The sequence below is a fragment of the Shigella flexneri 2a str. 301 genome, from assembly GCF_000006925.2.
GTDB lineage: Bacteria > Pseudomonadota > Gammaproteobacteria > Enterobacterales > Enterobacteriaceae > ECMA0423.
This window is the reverse complement of record NC_004337.2, coordinates 856,032-873,658: the sequence shown is the minus strand read 5'-3', so window position 1 is coordinate 873,658 and position 17,627 is coordinate 856,032. Positions and strand designations below refer to the sequence as shown.

Below are 17,627 nucleotides of genomic sequence, written 5' to 3'. Positions count from 1 at the left end.
CATCCTAAAGGCAAAATGCCAGCCCGATCGGCTGGCATTTTTATCTCAAAAATTACTCCCGTGCCAGAGCATCTACTGGATCCAGTCGTGCCGCATTTCGTGCGGGTAACCAGCCAAATAAAATCCCGGTGGCCGTCGAGCAGAGAAACGCCAGCAGCAGCGCCAACGGTGAAAAACCAATCTCCCAGCCGGGTAAGAAAAGCTGCAAGGTGAAAGCAATTAACAGTGACAGTGTTATTCCCAACGCGCCACCGACCAGGCAAACCAGTACGGCTTCGATCAGGAACTGTTGCAAAACATCGCTTGCTCGCGCACCTACAGCCATGCGAATGCCAATTTCCCGCGTCCGCTCGGTCACTGACACCAGCATAATATTCATTACACCAATACCGCCCACCACCAGCGAAATCACCGCCACCAGCGTCAGAAACAGTTGTAAAGTACGTGTGGTCTTTTCAACAGTTTTCAAGACGCCGTCCATGTTCCAGGTAAAGAAATCCTTCTTACCGTGGCGCAGTGAAAGTAAACGCGTGAGTTGCTGTTCCGCCTCGGCGCTGTCAAATCCTTCTTTCACCCTGACAGTAATGGAGTTAAGCCACGACTGGCCCATAACTCGCCCGGACATCGTGCTGTAAGGTAGCCAGACACGCAGCACTTTACTGCTACCAAACATCGACTGTTTTTCTTCCGCCACACCAATGACTCTGGCGGGCATATTGCCGACCAGAATCACCTCGCCAACCACATCTGCTTTATGGGGGAAAAGCTGGCGGCGAGTATTACTGTCGAGAACCACGACCTGCGCACGACCGTTCAGCTGCTCCTGATTAAAGGTGTTTCCTTCACTGAAGGTCATGCCATAGACATTAAAATAATCGCCGCTCACGCCATTGGCACTGGCAGCAACATCAACATTGTTATAACGCAGGCGCAGGTTTTGCGAGACGGCAGGTGTGGCTGAGGCGACCCACGGTTGTTTTTGGATGGCGATTAAGTCGTCGTACTTCAGCGCCTGCTGATATTGCGGATCGTCATCGCCAAAATCTTTCCCGGGATAGACATCAATAGTATTCGTACCAATAGAACGAATATCCGCCAGCACCATTTGTTTGGCGGCGTCACCCACCACGACAATGGAAACCACCGACGCAATACCGATAATAATCCCCAGCATGGTCAGTAAAGTACGCATTTTATTCGCTGCCAGCGCCCGCCATGCCATCGTCAGCGCCTCGTTAAAACCGCTGACAAACTGCCGCCAGCCAGACACTGTATTGACAACAGGCTCCGTCCCGCCAGCAACATTCACTTTTTCAATGGCGGGAGGATTGCGCACAATTTCGCCGTCGCGAATTTCGATCACCCGCTCGGCCTGAGCAGCGACCTGCGGATCGTGGGTGACGATAATCACCGTATGCCCGCGATCGCGCAGCTGATGCAGGATCGCCATCACCTCTTCGCCAGAATGGCTGTCCAGTGCGCCGGTCGGTTCATCGGCAAGAATTACCTGACCGCCGTTCATCAATGCCCGCGCGATGCTGACGCGCTGTTGCTGACCACCCGAAAGCTGTGCCGGATAATACTCTGTACGGTCTTCCAGCCCCAGCCGTTGCAGCAACTCCTGGGCACGAAGCAGTCGCTGTTTCCGCTCAAGACCGGCATAGACGGCGGGTACTTCAACGTTCTGCTCGACGGTTAAATGCGGAAGCAAATGGTAACGCTGGAAAATAAAGCCGAAATGCTCGCGGCGCAGTTGCGCCAGCGCATCGGCGTCCAGCGTGGCAATATCCTGACCGGCTACGCGATAGGTGCCGCTGGTGGCCTTATCCAGGCAGCCGAGAATATTCATCAGGGTCGATTTACCGGAACCCGAAGCGCCAACAATCGCGACCATCTCACCCGCATAAATATTGAGGCTGATGCCCTTCAGCACCTCAACCTGCTCATCACCGGCAGGATAGCTGCGACGAATATCCTTTAATTCGAGCAAAGGCGTCATTGTGCAGCTCCTGGTTTGGCCTCACCAATCACCACTTCATCGCCCGCTTCCAGCCCTTTGACAATCTCAACATCGGTATCGTTACGTGCGCCAATCGTCACTTCACGCTCGCGTGTTTCACCATTACGCAACAATTTGACTTTATAACGATTATCGCCAACCGGATCGCCTAACGCCGACAGAGGGATCGTCAACACATTTTTCACATCGGTGAGCTGAATATGCACTTGCGCGGTCATATCCAGCCGCAGCAAACCATTGGGGTTGGGTACTTCAAAACGGGCGTAATAGAAAATAGCGTCGTTTACCTTTTCCGGCGTCGGTAGCACATCCTTGATTTGCCCCTCGTAGCGCGTCAGTGGATCGCCAAGCACCGTAAACCAGGCTTTTTGCCCCGGCTTCAGGTGGATTACATCCGCTTCAGAAACCTGCGCTTTTACCAGCATAGTGCTCATATCTGCCAGCGTCAGAATGTTCGGTGCTTGCTGTGCGGCAATCACCGTCTGGCCTTGCAGAGTGGTGATTTGCGTCACTTCCCCAGCCATCGGGGCAACGATACGGGTGTAATCGAGATTGGTTTTAGCCGTATCGAGAGAGGCCTGATTGCGCTTGATTTGCGCGTCAATGGTGCCAATTTGCGCCTGTTTCACAGCCATCTCCGTCGCGGCGGTATCGAGATCCTGCAGTGAAACCGCTTGCGTTTGTGCCAGACGTTGCTGACGGGAATACGTCACCCGCGCCAGTTTCAGCTCCGCTTCCGCCTGCTGCCGCTGCGCGCGTAGCTCCATCAGCGTTGCTTCGACCTCCTTGATCTGGTTTTCAGCCTGTTCAGGATCAATGACCCCTAAAAGCTGGTCTTTTTTTACTTTATCGCCAATCGCCACCGACAGCGTTTTCAACTGACCGCTGACCTGCGCGCCCACGTCAACCTTACGCAGCGCGTCCAGCTTTCCGGTCGCCAGCACGCTTTGCTGTAAATCACCGGGGCGCACAATCAGTGTCTGATAAGTCGGCACGGGTGCGTTAAGAATTCTCCATAACGTAATCAGTCCGGCGATGACTATCACCAGCGCAATAACGTAACGCTTCTTCACGGTTTTCCGCTTTTTCATAAATATTCTGAATACTCCATATGCCAATCCGGGTCATTAACTTCAACGAAATATCAACAAAACCCTAAAATTTACGTTAGTAATCACACTATTGATGTTTGGTTAAGATACGCAATGGTGAAATCGACGTCATGTATAACCATTGATTTCATGAATATGTCGCAGCTAACTGAACGGACCTTTACGCCATCTGAATCTCTCAGCAGCCTGTCACTTTTTCTTAGTCTGGCACGTGGACAGTGTCGGCCGGGTAAATTCTGGCATCGCTGTAGTTTTCGCCAGAAATTTTTGCTGCGCTCGTTGATTATGCCGCGTTTAAGCGTTGAGTGGATGAACGAACTTTCCCACTGGCCTAATCTCAATGTGTTGTTAACGCGCCAGCCGCGACTGCCTGTGCGTCTGCATCGCCCTTACCTTGCCGCGAATCTTAGCCGTAAGCAATTGCTGGAGGCGTTACGTTACCATTATGCGTTACTCCGCGGGTGTATGTCGGCGGAAGAATTCAGCTTATATTTGAATACCCCCGGGCTGCAACTGGCTAAACTGGAAGGCAAAAACGGTGAGCAGTTCACGCTTGAGCTGACCATGATGATCTCAATGGATAAAGAAGGTGACAGCACAATCCTGTTCCGCAACAGCGAAGGTATTCCTCTGGCAGAGATCACGTTTACCCTGTGTGAATATCAGGGGAAAAGAACGATGTTTATTGGCGGACTGCAAGGCGCAAAATGGGAAATTCCACATCAGGAAATCCAGAATGCGACGAAAGCCTGCCACGGGCTATTTCCCAAACGCCTCGTGATGGAAGCGGCCTGTCTGTTTGCCCAACGTTTGCAGGTAGAGCAGATTATTGCCGTCAGCAATGAAACGCATATTTACCGCAGCCTGCGTTATCGCGATAAAGAAGGCAAGATCCATGCTGATTACAACGCGTTCTGGGAGTCGGTTGGCGGCGTATGTGATGCTGAACGCCATTACCGCCTTCCAGCACAGATAGCACGAAAAGAGATTGCCGAAATCGCCAGTAAAAAACGGGCTGAATACCGTCGGCGCTATGAGATGCTCGACGCTATTCAGCCACAAATGGCCACGATGTTTCGCGGTTAATCCGCGCGACCGCGCGCCAGCCACAGCACGCGTGAGAACATTTTTTTCAGCAGCGTTGGTACGGAGTCCACACCACGACGTCCTGCCTCCATTGCCACTTCAATGGCAAGATCGGGTTTGGAAGAGCGATGGATCGCTTTCGAGATAATTTTGCGTAGATTCATCGGTACATTTTCCGGGATTTGCGCCACGCGGTGGAACACATCGGAAAATCCCTGGCGATACATAAAATGTTCCATATCCAGCGCCGGTAACGCCGTTAAATGTTCTCGTTCGGCTTCCCGATCGTTATTCAACAGGCTGCGTACCGTAGCGGCATATTTCTTCCCTGCTTCATCGCCATCGACCAGTACATGCCATTCAATCCCCATTCGGCGGGCAAATTTAACCAGTGGCTTTAGCCCGGACTGGGCAAACTCAATGACCTTGATCCCTTCGGCATCAAAATGATGTCCGCACTGACGCGCCAGTTCATTGATAACCCAGGTTTCCGTTTCCCCTTCCACCAGCAACCAGCAGCGAGCAAACAGCGATGACGGACGATTAAAACGAATGTGAAAAGAGATGCGGCGGCTGTCTTCGGTGCTCAAGCCACTTGGCCCCAGACGCCAGGCGGCAACACGAGAAGATTCACGCACCAGGCGGCAAACATGTTCCACTGGAGTTAACGAAAGCAGCTCGCCAGAGTTGGTGGTAGCAATACGCTGTAAAGGCAAAAGATTCAACAGATGCCAGGCAACGGAAAGCATAATCGGATGCAGGCGGGTTTCTGGATCTTCAATTAGCAATAACGGACGCGCGTCTTTATCCAGTCGCAATGTGCCTTTTGCCTGCAATAAAGTAGCAAACAGGCCGAGCAAAATAACCCGATACGAGCGCCCTCCAGGTCGGTCAATCATCCGGTTGATGATGTCCAGATAGCGCCAGCTTCGTTGCTCATTGCTGGCCCGCCGCCGCATTAAACGATATCGCGCCTGTCCAGCCCCCTGCTCAGAGAAATAATGCTCAAGCAACTGCACCATTGCGGAAAGTCCCTGACGAATCTGTCCATCAGAGAGATTTTGCGGATGTGAGGACAACTCACGGGCGAGGAAATCGAGCTGGCGCGCGGTGACTTCCACATTGGGGACATTTGGCACCGTGCCGTTACGAATACGGCGCATAAAACGGGCATCACGCAAGCGCAGCACCGGCATTAAACGCACCAGATGGCGTGCCTGATCGTTAATATCCTCAACATCAATCGGATGTCCGTCTTTATCGAGAAAACTGCGCAGTGTCATCACGCTGCCGTCTTCCGCACTCTCCCCTTCCAGACGATAAAAAATACGGTGATAGCCATCGGTGCATGGCGTCCAGCACGCTTCCAGCGGCCGATAACGGCGAACCCGATGTCGGCCTGGCAGCGATTCGCGGAAGGTCAAAATAATATGCAGATGATGTTCTCGCCCGTTGATATCTCCCGGCGGGAACCAGAAATCGTCGCGCTCAAAATGGTAGAGATCTGATTCTGGCGATAGCAGCAGGGTTAAGGCGTCCAGCAAGCTGGATTTACCCCACGCGTTCTCCCCAATCAGGACGTTGTTTTGTTCGAGCATCAACGACAAACGGTTGATACCGCGAAAACCCACAATTTCAACGCGCTCAAGAATCATATCCCCTCCAGAAATATGTGACTTATCCTTTACGCTCGCAGTATAACGGGAAAGGCCTTGCTAATACGTGATGACATCACATTTAAGCATGGCAATTGTCTGAAAAATGAGCGAATAATCGCGTTATACTCCCTCTTGCTGATAAGCCCGCAAAAACAACAAAATCAAATAATTAGCATGATAAATTATTTTTTATTACGCCTAAAGGATTAAATCTTTTGCTTGCACTACACTGTCAATCAGACAAATGACTATATGGGGCAACCCGCTGTTGCCCTAAATCAAATTTACTGGATTTATTTATCTGGTGAATGACTCGCCTTCGTTTTTAAAATAGCCGCGCATTATTTCCGTCGTCATTTTTTACGACGACCCTATAAAACGACCATATTTTTCGGTAATGCTGCCAACTTACTGATTTAGTGTATGATGGTGATTTTAAGGTGCTTGCGTGGCTTCCATTTCCATCAGATGTCCTTCCTGCTCCGCTACTGAAGGCGTGGTGCGTAACGGCAAAAGCACTGCCGGACATCAGCGCTATCTCTGCTCTCATTGCCGTAAAACATGGCAACTACAGTTCACTTACATCGCCTCTCAGCCCGGTACGCACCAGAAAATCATTGATATGGCCATGAATGGCGTCGGATGTCGCGCCAGTGCACGCATTATGGGCGTTGGCCTCAACACGGTTTTACGTCACTTAAAAAACTCAGGCCGCAGTCGGTAACCTCGCGCATACAACCGGGCAGTGATGTGATTGTCTGCGCTGAAATGGACGAACATTGGGGCTACGTCGGTGCTAAATCACGTCAGCGCTGGCTGTTTTACGCGTGTGACAGGATACGGAGGACGGCTGTGGCGCACGTCTTCGGGGAACGCACTCTGGCCACACTGGAGCGTCTTCTGAGCCTGCTGTCGGCCTTTGAGGTCGTGGTATGGATGACGGATGGCTGGCCGCTGTATGAATCACGCCTGAAGGGAAAGCTGCACGTTATCAGCAAGCGTTACACTCAGCGCATTGAGCGACATAATCTGAATCTGAGACAACATCTGGCAAGGCTGGGACGGAAGTCACTGTCGTTCTCAAAATCGGTGGAGCTGCATGACAAGGTCATCGGGCATTATCTGAACATAAAACACTATCAGTAAGTTGGAGTCATTACCTATTTTTCACAGGGTCAATTTTTAATTGAGGTGGATATGTTCAGAAAATTAGCAGCTGAATGTTTTGGTACTTTCTGGCTTGTTTTTGGTGGCTGTGGTAGTGCTGTACTGGCCGCAGGCTTCCCGGAATTAGGCATTGGTTTTGCCGGCGTGGCGCTGGCATTTGGTTTGACCGTTCTGACGATGGCCTTCGCTGTTGGTCATATTTCTGGTGGTCATTTTAACCCGGCGGTCACTATTGGTTTATGGGCTGGCGGACGTTTTCCGGCAAAAGAAGTCGTTGGCTACGTAATTGCCCAGGTTGTCGGCGGTATTGTTGCAGCGGCGCTGCTGTATTTAATTGCCAGTGGTAAAACGGGTTTTGACGCGGCAGCCAGCGGTTTTGCTTCTAACGGTTATGGCGAGCATTCACCAGGCGGTTATTCCATGCTTTCCGCGCTGGTAGTTGAACTGGTATTGAGTGCGGGCTTCCTGTTAGTGATCCACGGTGCAACCGACAAATTCGCTCCGGCAGGTTTTGCGCCGATCGCTATTGGTCTGGCCTTAACCCTGATTCACTTAATCAGTATTCCGGTGACTAACACTTCTGTTAACCCGGCGCGCAGCACCGCGGTTGCTATCTTCCAGGGCGGCTGGGCATTAGAACAACTGTGGTTCTTCTGGGTGGTGCCAATTGTCGGCGGCATTATCGGTGGTCTGATTTACCGGACTCTGCTGGAAAAGCGTGATTAATTAGCATTGGCATTTTATCTGCCCTGGTTGTTTTATCTTCGACATTACAAACCGCACGGGTATTGGTGGCGTCAAAATCGCTGAAGCGTTCCCCGAAGGCCGGGGCAGCCCACATGAATGTGGGCTGAGGGCGCGTCTTACAGGACGTTACCTCGCGCCCGACCCGGTTGCCGAAGGGGATAAGCTGAAGGTACCGCGCAGCGGCGATTTTGTTCGCCAGAGCCCGGGGGTGCAGGGGGCGGCGGCGACTGGCTGCCCCCTGCGCGCTCCCTCCGCCAGTGGCTTTATATGGCATTGCACATGAAAGGAGCGCAACAATGCTAAACACTCAGATAGGATTAAAAATCCCTATAGACTGGCCCCCTGAATCTCCAGACAACCAGTATCACTTATTTAAGTGATAGTCTTAATACTAGTTTTTAGACTTGTCATTGGAGAACAGATTATTGATGTCTTAGGGCCGGAGAAACGCAGACGGCGTACCACACAGGAAAAGATCGCAATTGTTCAGCAGAGCTTTGAACCGGGGATGACGGTCTCCCTCGTTGCCCGGCAACATGGTGTAGCAGCCAGCCAGTTATTTCTCTGGCGTAAGCAATACCAGGAAGGAAGTCTTACTGCTGTGGCCGCCGGAGAACAGGTTGTTCCTGCCTCTGAACTTGCTGCCGCCATGAAGCAGATTAAAGAACTCCAGCGCCTGCTCGGCAAGAAAACGATGGAAAATGAACTCCTCAAAGAAGCCGTTGAATATGGACGGGCAAAAAAGTGGATAGCGCACGCGCCCTTATTGCCCGGGGATGGGGAGTAAGCTTAGTCAGCCGTTGTCTCCGGGTGTCGCGTGCGCAGTTGCACGTCATTCTCAGACGAACCGATGACTGGATGGATGGCCGCCGCAGTCGTCACACTGATGATACGGATGTGCTTCTCCGTATACACCATGTTATCGGAGAGCTGCCCACGTATGGTTATCGTCGGGTATGGGCGCTGCTTCGCAGACAGGCAGAACTTGATGGTATGCCTGCGATCAATGCCAAACGTGTTTACCGGATCATGCGCCAGAATGCGCTGTTGCTTGAGCGAAAACCTGCTGTACCGCCATCGAAACGGGCACATACAGGCAGAGTAGCCGTGAAAGAAAGCAATCAGCGATGGTGCTCTGACGGGTTCGAGTTCTGCTGTGATAACGGAGAGAGACTGCGTGTCACGTTCGCGCTGGACTGCTGTGATCGTGAGGCACTGCACTGGGCGGGGACTACCGGCGGCTTCAACAGTGAAACAGTACAGGACGTCATGCTGGGAGCGGTGGAACGCCGCTTCGGCAACGATCTTCCGTCGTCTCCAGTGGAGTGGCTGACGGATAATGGTTCATGCTACCGGGCTAATGAAACACGCCAGTTCGCCCGGATGTTGGGACTTGAACCGAAGAACACGGCGGTGCGGAGTCCGGAGAGTAACGGAATAGCAGAGAGCTTCGTGAAAACGATAAAGCGTGACTACATCAGTATCATGCCCAAACCAGACGGGTTAACGGCAGCAAAGAACCTTGCAGAGGCGTTCGAGCATTATAACGAATGGCATCCGCATAGTGCGCTGGGTTATCGCTCGCCACGGGAATATCTGCGGCAGCGGGCTTGTAATGGGTTAAGTGATAACAGATGTCTGGAAATATAGGGGCAAATCCAATCCCCCTCTGATATGCATAACATTTCCTTTTAATTGCAACTTTACTCGCCCTTCCGCTTTCAGTAGTGTGTCATCGCGCATTTCGACTTCTTCTTTGCAAGGACTGGATTTTCATGTTTTCTGGGCTGTTAATCATTCTGGTTCCCCTGATTGTGGGTTACCTCATTCCGCTTCGCCAACAAGCTGCGTTAAAAGCTATTAATCAGCTATTAAGCTGGATGGTTTACCTTATTCTCTTTTTTATGGGTATCAGTCTGGCGTTTCTCGATAACCTCGCCAGTAACCTGTTGGCGATTCTGCATTATTCTGCCGTCAGTATTACCGTTATTTTACTGTGTAATATTGCCGCCCTGATGTGGCTGGAGCGAGGCCTGCCGTGGCGCAACCACCATCAGCAAGAAAAACTCCCGTCGCGTATTGCGATGGCGCTGGAGTCGCTAAAACTGTGCGGCGTAGTAGTGATTGGTTTTGCCATTGGTCTGAGTGGACTGGCTTTCTTACAACACGCGACCGAAGCCAGTGAATACACGTTAATTTTGCTACTTTTCCTCGTTGGTATTCAGTTGCGCAATAATGGCATGACCTTAAAGCAGATTGTCCTTAATCGCCGGGGAATGATTGTCGCCGTGGTGGTGGTTGTCAGTTCATTAATTGGTGGTTTAATTAACGCCTTTATTCTTGATCTCCCCATCAATACCGCGCTGGCAATGGCCTCCGGTTTCGGCTGGTATTCTCTTTCCGGTATTTTATTGACCGAATCTTTTGGTCCGGTAATCGGGAGCGCGGCGTTTTTTAATGATCTGGCCCGTGAACTGATTGCTATTATGTTGATCCCTGGGCTGATTCGCCGCAGCCGCTCTACTGCACTGGGCTTATGCGGTGCCACATCAATGGATTTCACCCTGCCCGTTCTTCAACGTACTGGCGGGCTGGATATGGTCCCGGCGGCAATTGTTCACGGTTTTATTCTTAGCCTGTTAGTGCCGATCCTCATCGCCTTTTTCTCTGCGTAATACCTCTCTGGCGGTAGTTCCCTGCCGCCAAAATTGCGCTAAATCAATCTCCCTTAAAGTTGCATGAAAAATCCCTTTTATCCCCGCGTTAAGCGTCTTACCCTTAAACATGTATATTAAATATAACTTTAAAAGGTGTGATCATGTTTTGTGTGCAATGTGAACAAACTATCCGTACTCCGGCAGAAAACGGCTGCTCATACGCGCAGGGGATGTGTGGTAAAACGGCGGAAACTTCTGACCTTCAGGATTTACTCATCGCGGCGCTGCAAGGGCTTTCTGCCTGGGCGGTAAAAGCGCGTGAATACGGCATCATCAACCACGATGTTGACAGCTTCGCGCCACGTGCCTTTTTCTCAACCCTGACCAACGTTAACTTCGATTCTCCGCGTATTGTCGGCTACGCTCGTGAAGCGATTGCCTTGCGCGAGGCGCTGAAAGCACAATGCCTGGCTGTAGATGCCAACGCGCGCGTCGATAACCCGATGGCTGACCTGCAACTGGTGAGCGATGATCTCGGCGAGCTGCAACGTCAGGCAGCAGAATTTACCCCTAACAAAGATAAAGCGGCGATTGGCGAAAACATTCTCGGCCTGCGTCTGCTGTGCCTGTATGGCCTGAAAGGTGCGGCGGCCTATATGGAACACGCGCATGTTCTCGGTCAATACGACAACGATATTTATGCCCAGTACCATAAAATCATGGCGTGGCTGGGGACCTGGCCTGCCGATATGAACGCGCTTCTTGAGTGTTCAATGGAAATCGGCCAGATGAACTTCAAAGTGATGAGCATTCTGGATGCAGGCGAAACCGGTAAATACGGTCACCCGACGCCAACCCAGGTCAACGTCAAAGCGACGGCGGGTAAATGCATTCTGATTTCCGGTCACGATCTCAAAGATCTCTACAACCTGCTGGAACAGACCGAAGGCACGGGCGTTAATGTCTACACCCACGGCGAAATGCTGCCTGCGCATGGCTACCCGGAGCTGCGTAAATTCAAGCATCTGGTCGGTAACTACGGCAGCGGCTGGCAGAATCAGCAAGTGGAGTTCGCTCGTTTCCCTGGCCCCATCGTGATGACCTCGAACTGCATCATCGACCCAACCGTAGGCGCTTATGACGATCGTATCTGGACCCGCAGCATCGTTGGCTGGCCTGGCGTGCGTCATCTGGATGGCGAAGATTTCTCTGCGGTCATCGCCCAGGCGCAACAAATGGCGGGCTTCCCGTACAGCGAAATTCCTCACCTGATCACCGTGGGCTTTGGTCGCCAGACGCTGCTTGGTGCAGCCGATACGCTGATTGATCTGGTTAGCCGTGAAAAACTGCGTCATATCTTCCTGCTTGGTGGCTGTGACGGCGCACGCGGCGAGCGCCACTACTTCACCGATTTCGCCACCAGCGTGCCGGATGACTGCCTGATCCTGACCCTCGCCTGTGGTAAATATCGCTTTAACAAACTTGAGTTTGGCGATATCGAAGGTCTGCCGCGTCTGGTAGATGCAGGTCAATGTAACGATGCTTACTCAGCAATTATTCTGGCTGTCACTCTGGCAGAGAAACTGGGCTGTGGTGTGAACGATCTGCCGCTGTCGCTGGTGCTCTCCTGGTTTGAACAGAAAGCGATTGTCATTCTGCTGACGCTGCTTTCTCTGGGCGTGAAAAATATCGTCACCGGCCCGACTGCACCTGGTTTCCTGACACCAGACCTGCTGGCGGTGCTGAACGAGAAATTCGGCCTGCGTTCTATCACCACTGTTGAAGAAGACATGAAGCAACTGTTGAACGCGTAAGGAGTTTGTCGATGACGATGCCAACGAATCAATGCCCGTGGCGGATACAGGTTCATCACATTACGCAAGAAACGCCGGATGTGTGGACGATTTCCCTGATTTGCCACGATCACTACCCATATCGCGCCGGGCAATATGCACTGGTCAGCGTGCGAAACTCAGCGGAAACGCTGCGTGCTTACACCATTTCCTCCACGCCAGGCGTGAGTGAATATATCACCCTGACCGTGCGGCGGATTGATGACGGTGTCGGCTCCCAGTGGCTGACGCGCGATGTAAAACGCGGTGATTATCTCTGGCTTTCGGACGCGATGGGGGAATTTACCTGCGACGATAAAGCAGAAGATAAATTCCTGTTGCTGGCGGCAGGCTGCGGCGTCACGCCGATTATGTCGATGCGTCGCTGGCTTGCGAAGAACCGTCCACAGGCCGATGTGCGGGTGATCTACAACGTGCGTACGCCGCAGGATGTTATTTTCGCCGATGAGTGGCGTAACTATCCGGTAACGCTGGTGGCAGAAAATAACGTTACCGAAGGCTTTATCGCTGGTCGCCTCACTCGCGAACTGCTGGCAGATGTACCTGACTTAGCTTCACGTACCGTGATGACCTGCGGCCCGGCTCCGTATATGGATTGGGTAGAGCAGGAAGTGAAAGCGCTCGGCGTGACGCGTTTCTTTAAAGAGAAATTCTTCACCCCAGTAGCAGAAGCGGCGACCAGCGGTCTGAAATTCACCAAACTGCAACCGGCACGAGAATTTTACGCCCCGGTTGGCACCACGCTACTGGAGGCGCTGGAAAGCAATAACGTTCCGGTTGTCGCTGCCTGCCGTGCGGGTGTTTGCGGCTGCTGTAAGACAAAAGTGGTTTCCGGTGAATATACGGTGAGCAGTACAATGACGCTGACCGACGCCGAAATCGCTGAAGGTTACGTACTGGCCTGCTCCTGCCATCCGCAGGGGGATTTGGTTCTCGCATAATCGCCTTATGCCCGATGATATTCCTTTCATCGGGCTATTTAACCGTTAGTGCCTCCTTTCTCTCCCATCCCTTCCCCCTCCGTCAGATGAACTAAACTTGTTACCGTTATCACATTCAGGAGATGGAGAACCATGAAACAAACGGTTGCAGCTTATATCGCCAAAACACTCGAATCGGCAGGCGTGAAACGCATCTGGGGAGTCACGGGCGACTCTCTGAACGGTCTTAGCGACAGTCTTAATCGCATGGGCACCATCGAGTGGATGTCCACCCGCCATGAAGAAGTGGCGGCGTTTGCCGCTGGCGCTGAAGCACAACTTTCAGGAGAACTGGCGGTCTGTGCCGGATCGTGCGGCCCAGGCAACCTGCACTTGATCAACGGCCTATTCGATTGCCACCGCAATAACGTTCCGGTACTGGCGATTGCCGCTCATATTCCCTCCAGCGAAATTGGCAGCGGCTATTTCCAGGAAACCCACCCACAAGAGCTATTCCGCGAATGTAGTCACTATTGCGAGCTGGTTTCCAGCCCGGAGCAGATCCCACAAGTGCTGGCAATTGCTATGCGCAAAGCGGTGCTTAACCGTGGCGTTTCCGTTGTTGTATTACCGGGCGACGTGGCGTTAAAACCTGCGCCAGAAGGGGCAACCACGCACTGGTATCATGCGCCACAGCCAGTCGTGATGCCGGAAGAAGAAGAGTTACGCAAACTGGCGCAACTGCTGCGTTATTCCAGCAATATCGCCCTGATGTGTGGCAGCGGCTGCGCGGGGGCGCATAAAGAGTTAGTTGAGTTTGCCGGGAAAATTAAAGCACCTATTGTTCATGCCCTACGCGGTAAAGAGCATGTCGAATACGATAATCCGTATGATGTTGGAATGACCGGGTTAATCGGATTCTCGTCAGGTTTCCATACCATGATGAACGCCGACACGTTAGTGCTACTCGGTACTCAGTTCCCCTACCGTGCGTTCTACCCGACCGATGCCAAAATTATTCAGATTGATATTAATCCAGCCAGCATCGGCGCGCATAGCAAGGTAGATATGGCGCTGGTCGGCGATATCAAATCAACCCTGCGCGCATTGCTGCCACTGGTGGAAGAAAAAACCGATCGCAAGTTTCTGGATAAAGCGCTGGAAGATTACCGCGATGCCCGCAAAGGGCTGGACGATTTAGCTAAACCGAGCGAGAAAGCCATTCACCCGCAATATCTGGCGCAGCAAATTAGTCATTTTGCCGCCGATGACGCCATCTTTACCTGTGACGTCGGCACGCCAACGGTATGGGCGGCACGTTATCTGAAAATGAACGGCAAGCGTCGCCTGTTAGGTTCGTTTAACCACGGTTCGATGGCTAACGCCATGCCGCAGGCGTTGGGTGCGCAGGCAACCGAGCCGGAACGTCAGGTGGTCGCCATGTGCGGCGATGGCGGTTTTAGCATGTTGATGGGCGATTTCCTCTCAGTAGTGCAGATGAAACTGCCGGTGAAAATTATCGTCTTTAATAACAGCGTGCTGGGCTTTGTGGCGATGGAGATGAAGGCCGGAGGTTACCTGACAGACGGTACTGAGCTGCACGACACCAACTTTGCCCGCATTGCCGAAGCGTGCGGCATTACGGGTATCCGTGTAGAAAAAGCCTCTGAAGTTGATGAAGCCCTGCAACGCGCCTTCTCTATCGACGGTCCGGTGTTGGTGGATGTGGTGGTCGCCAAAGAAGAATTAGCCATTCCACCGCAGATCAAACTCGAACAGGCCAAAGGTTTTAGCCTGTATATGTTGCGCGCAATTATCAGCGGACGCGGCGATGAAGTGATCGAACTGGCGAAAACGAACTGGCTAAGGTAAAAAGGGTGGCATTTCCCGTCATAATAAGGACATGCCATGATTGATTTACGCAGTGATACCGTTACCCGACCGAGCCGCGCCATGCTCGAAGCGATGATGGCCGCCCCGGTTGGGGACGACGTTTACGGAGACGACCCTACCGTTAATGCTCTGCAGGACTATGCAGCAGAGCTTTCCGGTAAAGAAGCCGCCATTTTTCTGCCTACCGGCACTCAGGCCAACCTGGTCGCTCTGCTCAGTCACTGCGAACGTGGCGAAGAGTATATTGTCGGTCAGGCCGCGCATAACTATCTGTTTGAAGCCGGTGGCGCAGCGGTGCTGGGCAGTATTCAGCCGCAACCCATCGACGCGGCTGCCGACGGCACGCTACCGCTGGATAAAGTGGCGATGAAAATCAAACCCGACGATATCCATTTCGCCCGCACCAAATTACTCAGTCTGGAAAACACCCACAACGGCAAAGTGCTGCCGCGTGAATACCTGAAAGAAGCATGGGAATTTACCCGCGAGCGCAATCTGGCGCTGCATGTTGACGGTGCGCGCATCTTTAATGCCGTGGTGGCTTACGGCTGCGAACTGAAAGAGATCACGCAATATTGTGATTCGTTCACCATTTGCCTGTCGAAAGGTCTTGGGACGCCAGTCGGTTCATTACTCGTCGGTAATCGTGATTACATTAAACGTGCCATCCGCTGGCGGAAAATGGCCGGTGGCGGGATGCGTCAGTCCGGGATTCTGGCTGCCGCCGGGATGTATGCCCTGGAAAATAACGTCGCACGGTTGCAGGAAGATCACGACAACGCCGCCTGGATGGCGGAGCAACTGCGTGAAGCAGGCGCGGATGTGATGCGTCAGGACACTAATATGCTGTTTGTTCGCGTCGGGGAAGAAAATGCTGCCGCGTTAGGCGAATACATGAAAGCGAGAAACGTGCTGATTAACGCCTCGCCGATTGTCCGCCTGGTGACGCATCTTGACGTCTCGCGCGAACAACTGGCGGAAGTCGCCGCCCACTGGCGCGCATTCCTGGCGCGTTAAGGAGAGAGACGTGCCGCAACGCATTTTAGTTCTCGGTGCCAGTGGCTACATTGGTCAGCATCTGGTGCGCACACTCAGCCAGCAAGGGCATCAGATCCTAGCGGCGGCACGTCATGTCGACAGGCTTGCAAAGCTGCAACTGGCAAACGTCAGTTGCCATAAAGTCGATCTCAGCTGGCCGGATAACCTTCCGGCCCTGTTGCAGGATATCGATACCGTCTATTTTCTGGTGCACAGCATGGGCGAAGGCGGCGATTTTATCGCTCAGGAGCGCCAGCTGGCTCTCAACGTCCGCGATGCGCTACGTGAAGTACCAGTTAAGCAATTAATCTTTCTCAGTTCGTTGCAGGCCCCGCCACATGAGCAGTCGGATCATCTGCGAGCTCGTCAGGCTACGGCGGACATTCTTCGTGAAGCGAATGTACCAGTGACCGAACTTCGGGCCGGAATTATCGTTGGCGCAGGTTCAGCGGCGTTCGAAGTCATGCGCGATATGGTCTACAACCTGCCAGTGTTAACGCCGCCACGCTGGGTACGTTCACGCACCACGCCCATCGCGCTGGAAAACTTGCTGCACTATCTGGTGGCGCTGTTAGACCATCCAGCCAACGAACACCGCATCTTCGAAGCCGCCGGACCAGAGGTGCTCAGTTATCAGCAACAGTTTGAACATTTTATGGCGGTGAGCGGTAAGCGCCGCTGGTTGATCCCCATCCCCCTCCCCACCCGCTGGATTTCGGTGTGGTTTCTCAATGTGATTACTTCCGTACCGCCCACCACCGCCAGGGCGTTGATTCAGGGGCTGAAACACGATCTGCTGGCAGATGATACCGCGCTACGTGCACTCATCCCACAACGGCTGATCGCTTTCGATGACGCGGTACGTAGCACGTTGAAAGAGGAAGAAAAACTGGTCAACTCCAGCGACTGGGGCTACGACGCTCAGGCCTTTGCCCGCTGGCGACCGGAGTACGGTTATTTCGCCAAACAGGCGGGGTTTACCGTTAAAACGTCCGCCAGCCTTGCGGCTTTATGGCTGGTGGTGAACCAAATCGGCGGTAAAGAGCGTTATTTCTTTGGCAATATTTTGTGGCAGACACGGGCGTTGATGGACCGCGCGATCGGTCATAATCTGGCGAAAGGCCGCCCGGAGCGCGAATATTTACAGACCGGCGATGCGGTGGATAGCTGGAAAGTGATTGTCGTTGAACCGAAAAAGCAACTTACGTTGTTATTTGGCATGAAAGCGCCGGGGCTGGGACGACTGTGTTTTACCCTGGAAGATAAAGGTGACTATCGTACTATCGATGTCCGCGCTTTCTGGCATCCGCACGGTATGCCGGGGCTGTTTTACTGGTTATTGATGATCCCCGCGCATCTGTTTATTTTTCGCGGAATGGCAAAACAAATCGCCAGACTGGCAGAACAAAGCACAGATTAATCGACAAAACCTGCGTTATTCTTTCATGTTTCCCATTGCATCATGGGGGAAATCAC

The 17,627-nt window shown here is 52.7% G+C and carries 16 protein-coding genes and 2 other annotated features; of the genes, 12 read left to right on the top strand and 4 right to left on the bottom strand.

All coding sequences use genetic code 11. The features are described 5' to 3' along the window. Window positions 1-52: 52 nt before the first annotated feature. The 3 genes from ybjZ to SF0837 are packed head-to-tail and all read right to left on the bottom strand — an operon-like array spanning window position 53 to window position 3,157. Complete coding sequence (gene ybjZ, locus SF0839; RefSeq protein ID NP_706765.1) at window positions 53-1,999, bottom strand: macrolide transporter ATP-binding /permease; 1,947 nt, start codon at window positions 1,997-1,999, stop codon at window positions 53-55. Next, the gene (locus SF0838; RefSeq protein ID NP_706764.2) at window positions 1,996-3,111 is read right to left on the bottom strand and encodes a macrolide transporter subunit MacA; all 1,116 of its coding nucleotides are present in this window, start codon (window positions 3,109-3,111) and stop codon (window positions 1,996-1,998) included. The genes ybjZ and SF0838 overlap by 4 nt, the downstream gene beginning before the upstream one ends. Continuing rightward, window positions 3,023-3,157 (bottom strand): hypothetical protein, encoded by a 135-nt coding sequence (locus SF0837; RefSeq protein ID NP_706763.1) that lies wholly within the window; start codon window positions 3,155-3,157, stop codon window positions 3,023-3,025. Before SF0837 ends, SF0838 begins: the two co-directional genes overlap by 89 nt. Window positions 3,158-3,225: 68 nt before the next feature. On the opposite strand from SF0837, the gene ybjX reads away from it, so the two are divergent. After that, complete coding sequence (gene ybjX, locus SF0836; protein NP_706762.1) at window positions 3,226-4,218, top strand: hypothetical protein; 993 nt, start codon at window positions 3,226-3,228, stop codon at window positions 4,216-4,218. On the opposite strand, the gene ybjD is transcribed toward ybjX, so the two are convergent. Further along, the gene (gene ybjD / locus SF0835) at window positions 4,215-5,873 is read right to left on the bottom strand and encodes a hypothetical protein (RefSeq protein ID NP_706761.1); all 1,659 of its coding nucleotides are present in this window, start codon (window positions 5,871-5,873) and stop codon (window positions 4,215-4,217) included. The two genes, ybjX and ybjD, sit on opposite strands and share 4 nt — an antisense overlap. 396 nt (window positions 5,874-6,269) lie before the next feature. Then, window positions 6,270-7,037: a mobile genetic element, on the top strand. Here ybjD and insA point away from each other — a divergent pair. The 11 genes from insA to ybjT all read left to right on the top strand — a co-directional run bounded on the left by insA (window position 6,325) and on the right by ybjT (window position 17,571). After that, window positions 6,325-6,600, top strand: a complete 276-nt coding sequence (gene insA / locus SF0834) for an insertion element IS1 protein InsA (protein ID NP_706760.1) — start codon at window positions 6,325-6,327, stop codon at window positions 6,598-6,600. (Overlaps the previous feature by 276 nt.) Further along, window positions 6,519-7,022: an insertion element IS1 protein InsB gene (gene insB, locus SF0833; protein NP_706759.2), complete on the top strand. Its 504-nt coding sequence runs from the start codon at window positions 6,519-6,521 to the stop codon at window positions 7,020-7,022. (Lies within the feature at window positions 6,270-7,037.) Before insA ends, insB begins: the two co-directional genes overlap by 82 nt. A 36-nt stretch (window positions 7,038-7,073) precedes the next feature. Next, window positions 7,074-7,769, top strand: a complete 696-nt coding sequence (gene aqpZ / locus SF0832; RefSeq protein ID NP_706758.2) for an aquaporin Z — start codon at window positions 7,074-7,076, stop codon at window positions 7,767-7,769. A gap of 351 nt (window positions 7,770-8,120) precedes the next feature. After that, window positions 8,121-9,451: a mobile genetic element, on the top strand. Next, a complete protein-coding gene (locus SF0831; RefSeq protein NP_706757.1) occupies window positions 8,167-8,577 on the top strand; it encodes an IS2 repressor TnpA in 411 nt (136 codons plus the stop codon). It overlaps the preceding feature by 411 nt. Beyond that, window positions 8,535-9,440: an IS2 transposase TnpB gene (locus tag SF0830; protein ID NP_706756.1), complete on the top strand. Its 906-nt coding sequence runs from the start codon at window positions 8,535-8,537 to the stop codon at window positions 9,438-9,440. (Lies within the feature at window positions 8,121-9,451.) The genes SF0831 and SF0830 overlap by 43 nt, the downstream gene beginning before the upstream one ends. A 66-nt stretch (window positions 9,452-9,517) precedes the next feature. Continuing rightward, window positions 9,518-10,465, top strand: coding sequence for a surface protein (gene ybjE / locus SF0829; protein NP_706755.1), 948 nt, complete (start codon window positions 9,518-9,520; stop codon window positions 10,463-10,465). Window positions 10,466-10,602: 137 nt separating this feature from the next. Further along, on the top strand, window positions 10,603-12,261 hold the full coding sequence (gene ybjW, locus SF0828; protein NP_706754.3) for a prismane HCP protein: 1,659 nt from the start codon (window positions 10,603-10,605) through the stop codon (window positions 12,259-12,261). Between the two features lie 11 nt (window positions 12,262-12,272). Continuing rightward, window positions 12,273-13,241: an HCP oxidoreductase, NADH-dependent gene (locus tag SF0827; RefSeq protein ID NP_706753.2), complete on the top strand. Its 969-nt coding sequence runs from the start codon at window positions 12,273-12,275 to the stop codon at window positions 13,239-13,241. Window positions 13,242-13,373: 132 nt separating this feature from the next. Beyond that, window positions 13,374-15,092: a pyruvate dehydrogenase gene (poxB, locus tag SF0826; RefSeq protein ID NP_706752.1), complete on the top strand. Its 1,719-nt coding sequence runs from the start codon at window positions 13,374-13,376 to the stop codon at window positions 15,090-15,092. A 36-nt stretch (window positions 15,093-15,128) separates the two neighbouring features. Then, window positions 15,129-16,130 (top strand): L-threonine aldolase, encoded by a 1,002-nt coding sequence (gene ybjU / locus SF0825; protein ID NP_706751.1) that lies wholly within the window; start codon window positions 15,129-15,131, stop codon window positions 16,128-16,130. Window positions 16,131-16,140: 10 nt separating this feature from the next. Next, on the top strand, window positions 16,141-17,571 hold the full coding sequence (gene ybjT / locus SF0824) for a hypothetical protein (protein ID NP_706750.2): 1,431 nt from the start codon (window positions 16,141-16,143) through the stop codon (window positions 17,569-17,571). Window positions 17,572-17,627 lie beyond the last annotated feature (56 nt).

Coding starts and splice junctions, on each gene's coding strand:
- ybjZ (NP_706765.1), bottom strand. CDS start 1,999: ATGACGCCTTTGCTCGAATTAAAGGATATTCGTCGCAGCTATCCTGCC.
- SF0838 (NP_706764.2), bottom strand. CDS start 3,111: ATGAAAAAGCGGAAAACCGTGAAGAAGCGTTACGTTATTGCGCTGGTG.
- ybjX (NP_706762.1), top strand. CDS start 3,226: ATGGTGAAATCGACGTCATGTATAACCATTGATTTCATGAATATGTCG.
- ybjD (NP_706761.1), bottom strand. CDS start 5,873: ATGATTCTTGAGCGCGTTGAAATTGTGGGTTTTCGCGGTATCAACCGT.
- insB (NP_706759.2), top strand. CDS start 6,519: ATGTCGCGCCAGTGCACGCATTATGGGCGTTGGCCTCAACACGGTTTT.
- aqpZ (NP_706758.2), top strand. CDS start 7,074: ATGTTCAGAAAATTAGCAGCTGAATGTTTTGGTACTTTCTGGCTTGTT.
- SF0827 (NP_706753.2), top strand. CDS start 12,273: ATGACGATGCCAACGAATCAATGCCCGTGGCGGATACAGGTTCATCAC.
- poxB (NP_706752.1), top strand. CDS start 13,374: ATGAAACAAACGGTTGCAGCTTATATCGCCAAAACACTCGAATCGGCA.
- ybjU (NP_706751.1), top strand. CDS start 15,129: ATGATTGATTTACGCAGTGATACCGTTACCCGACCGAGCCGCGCCATG.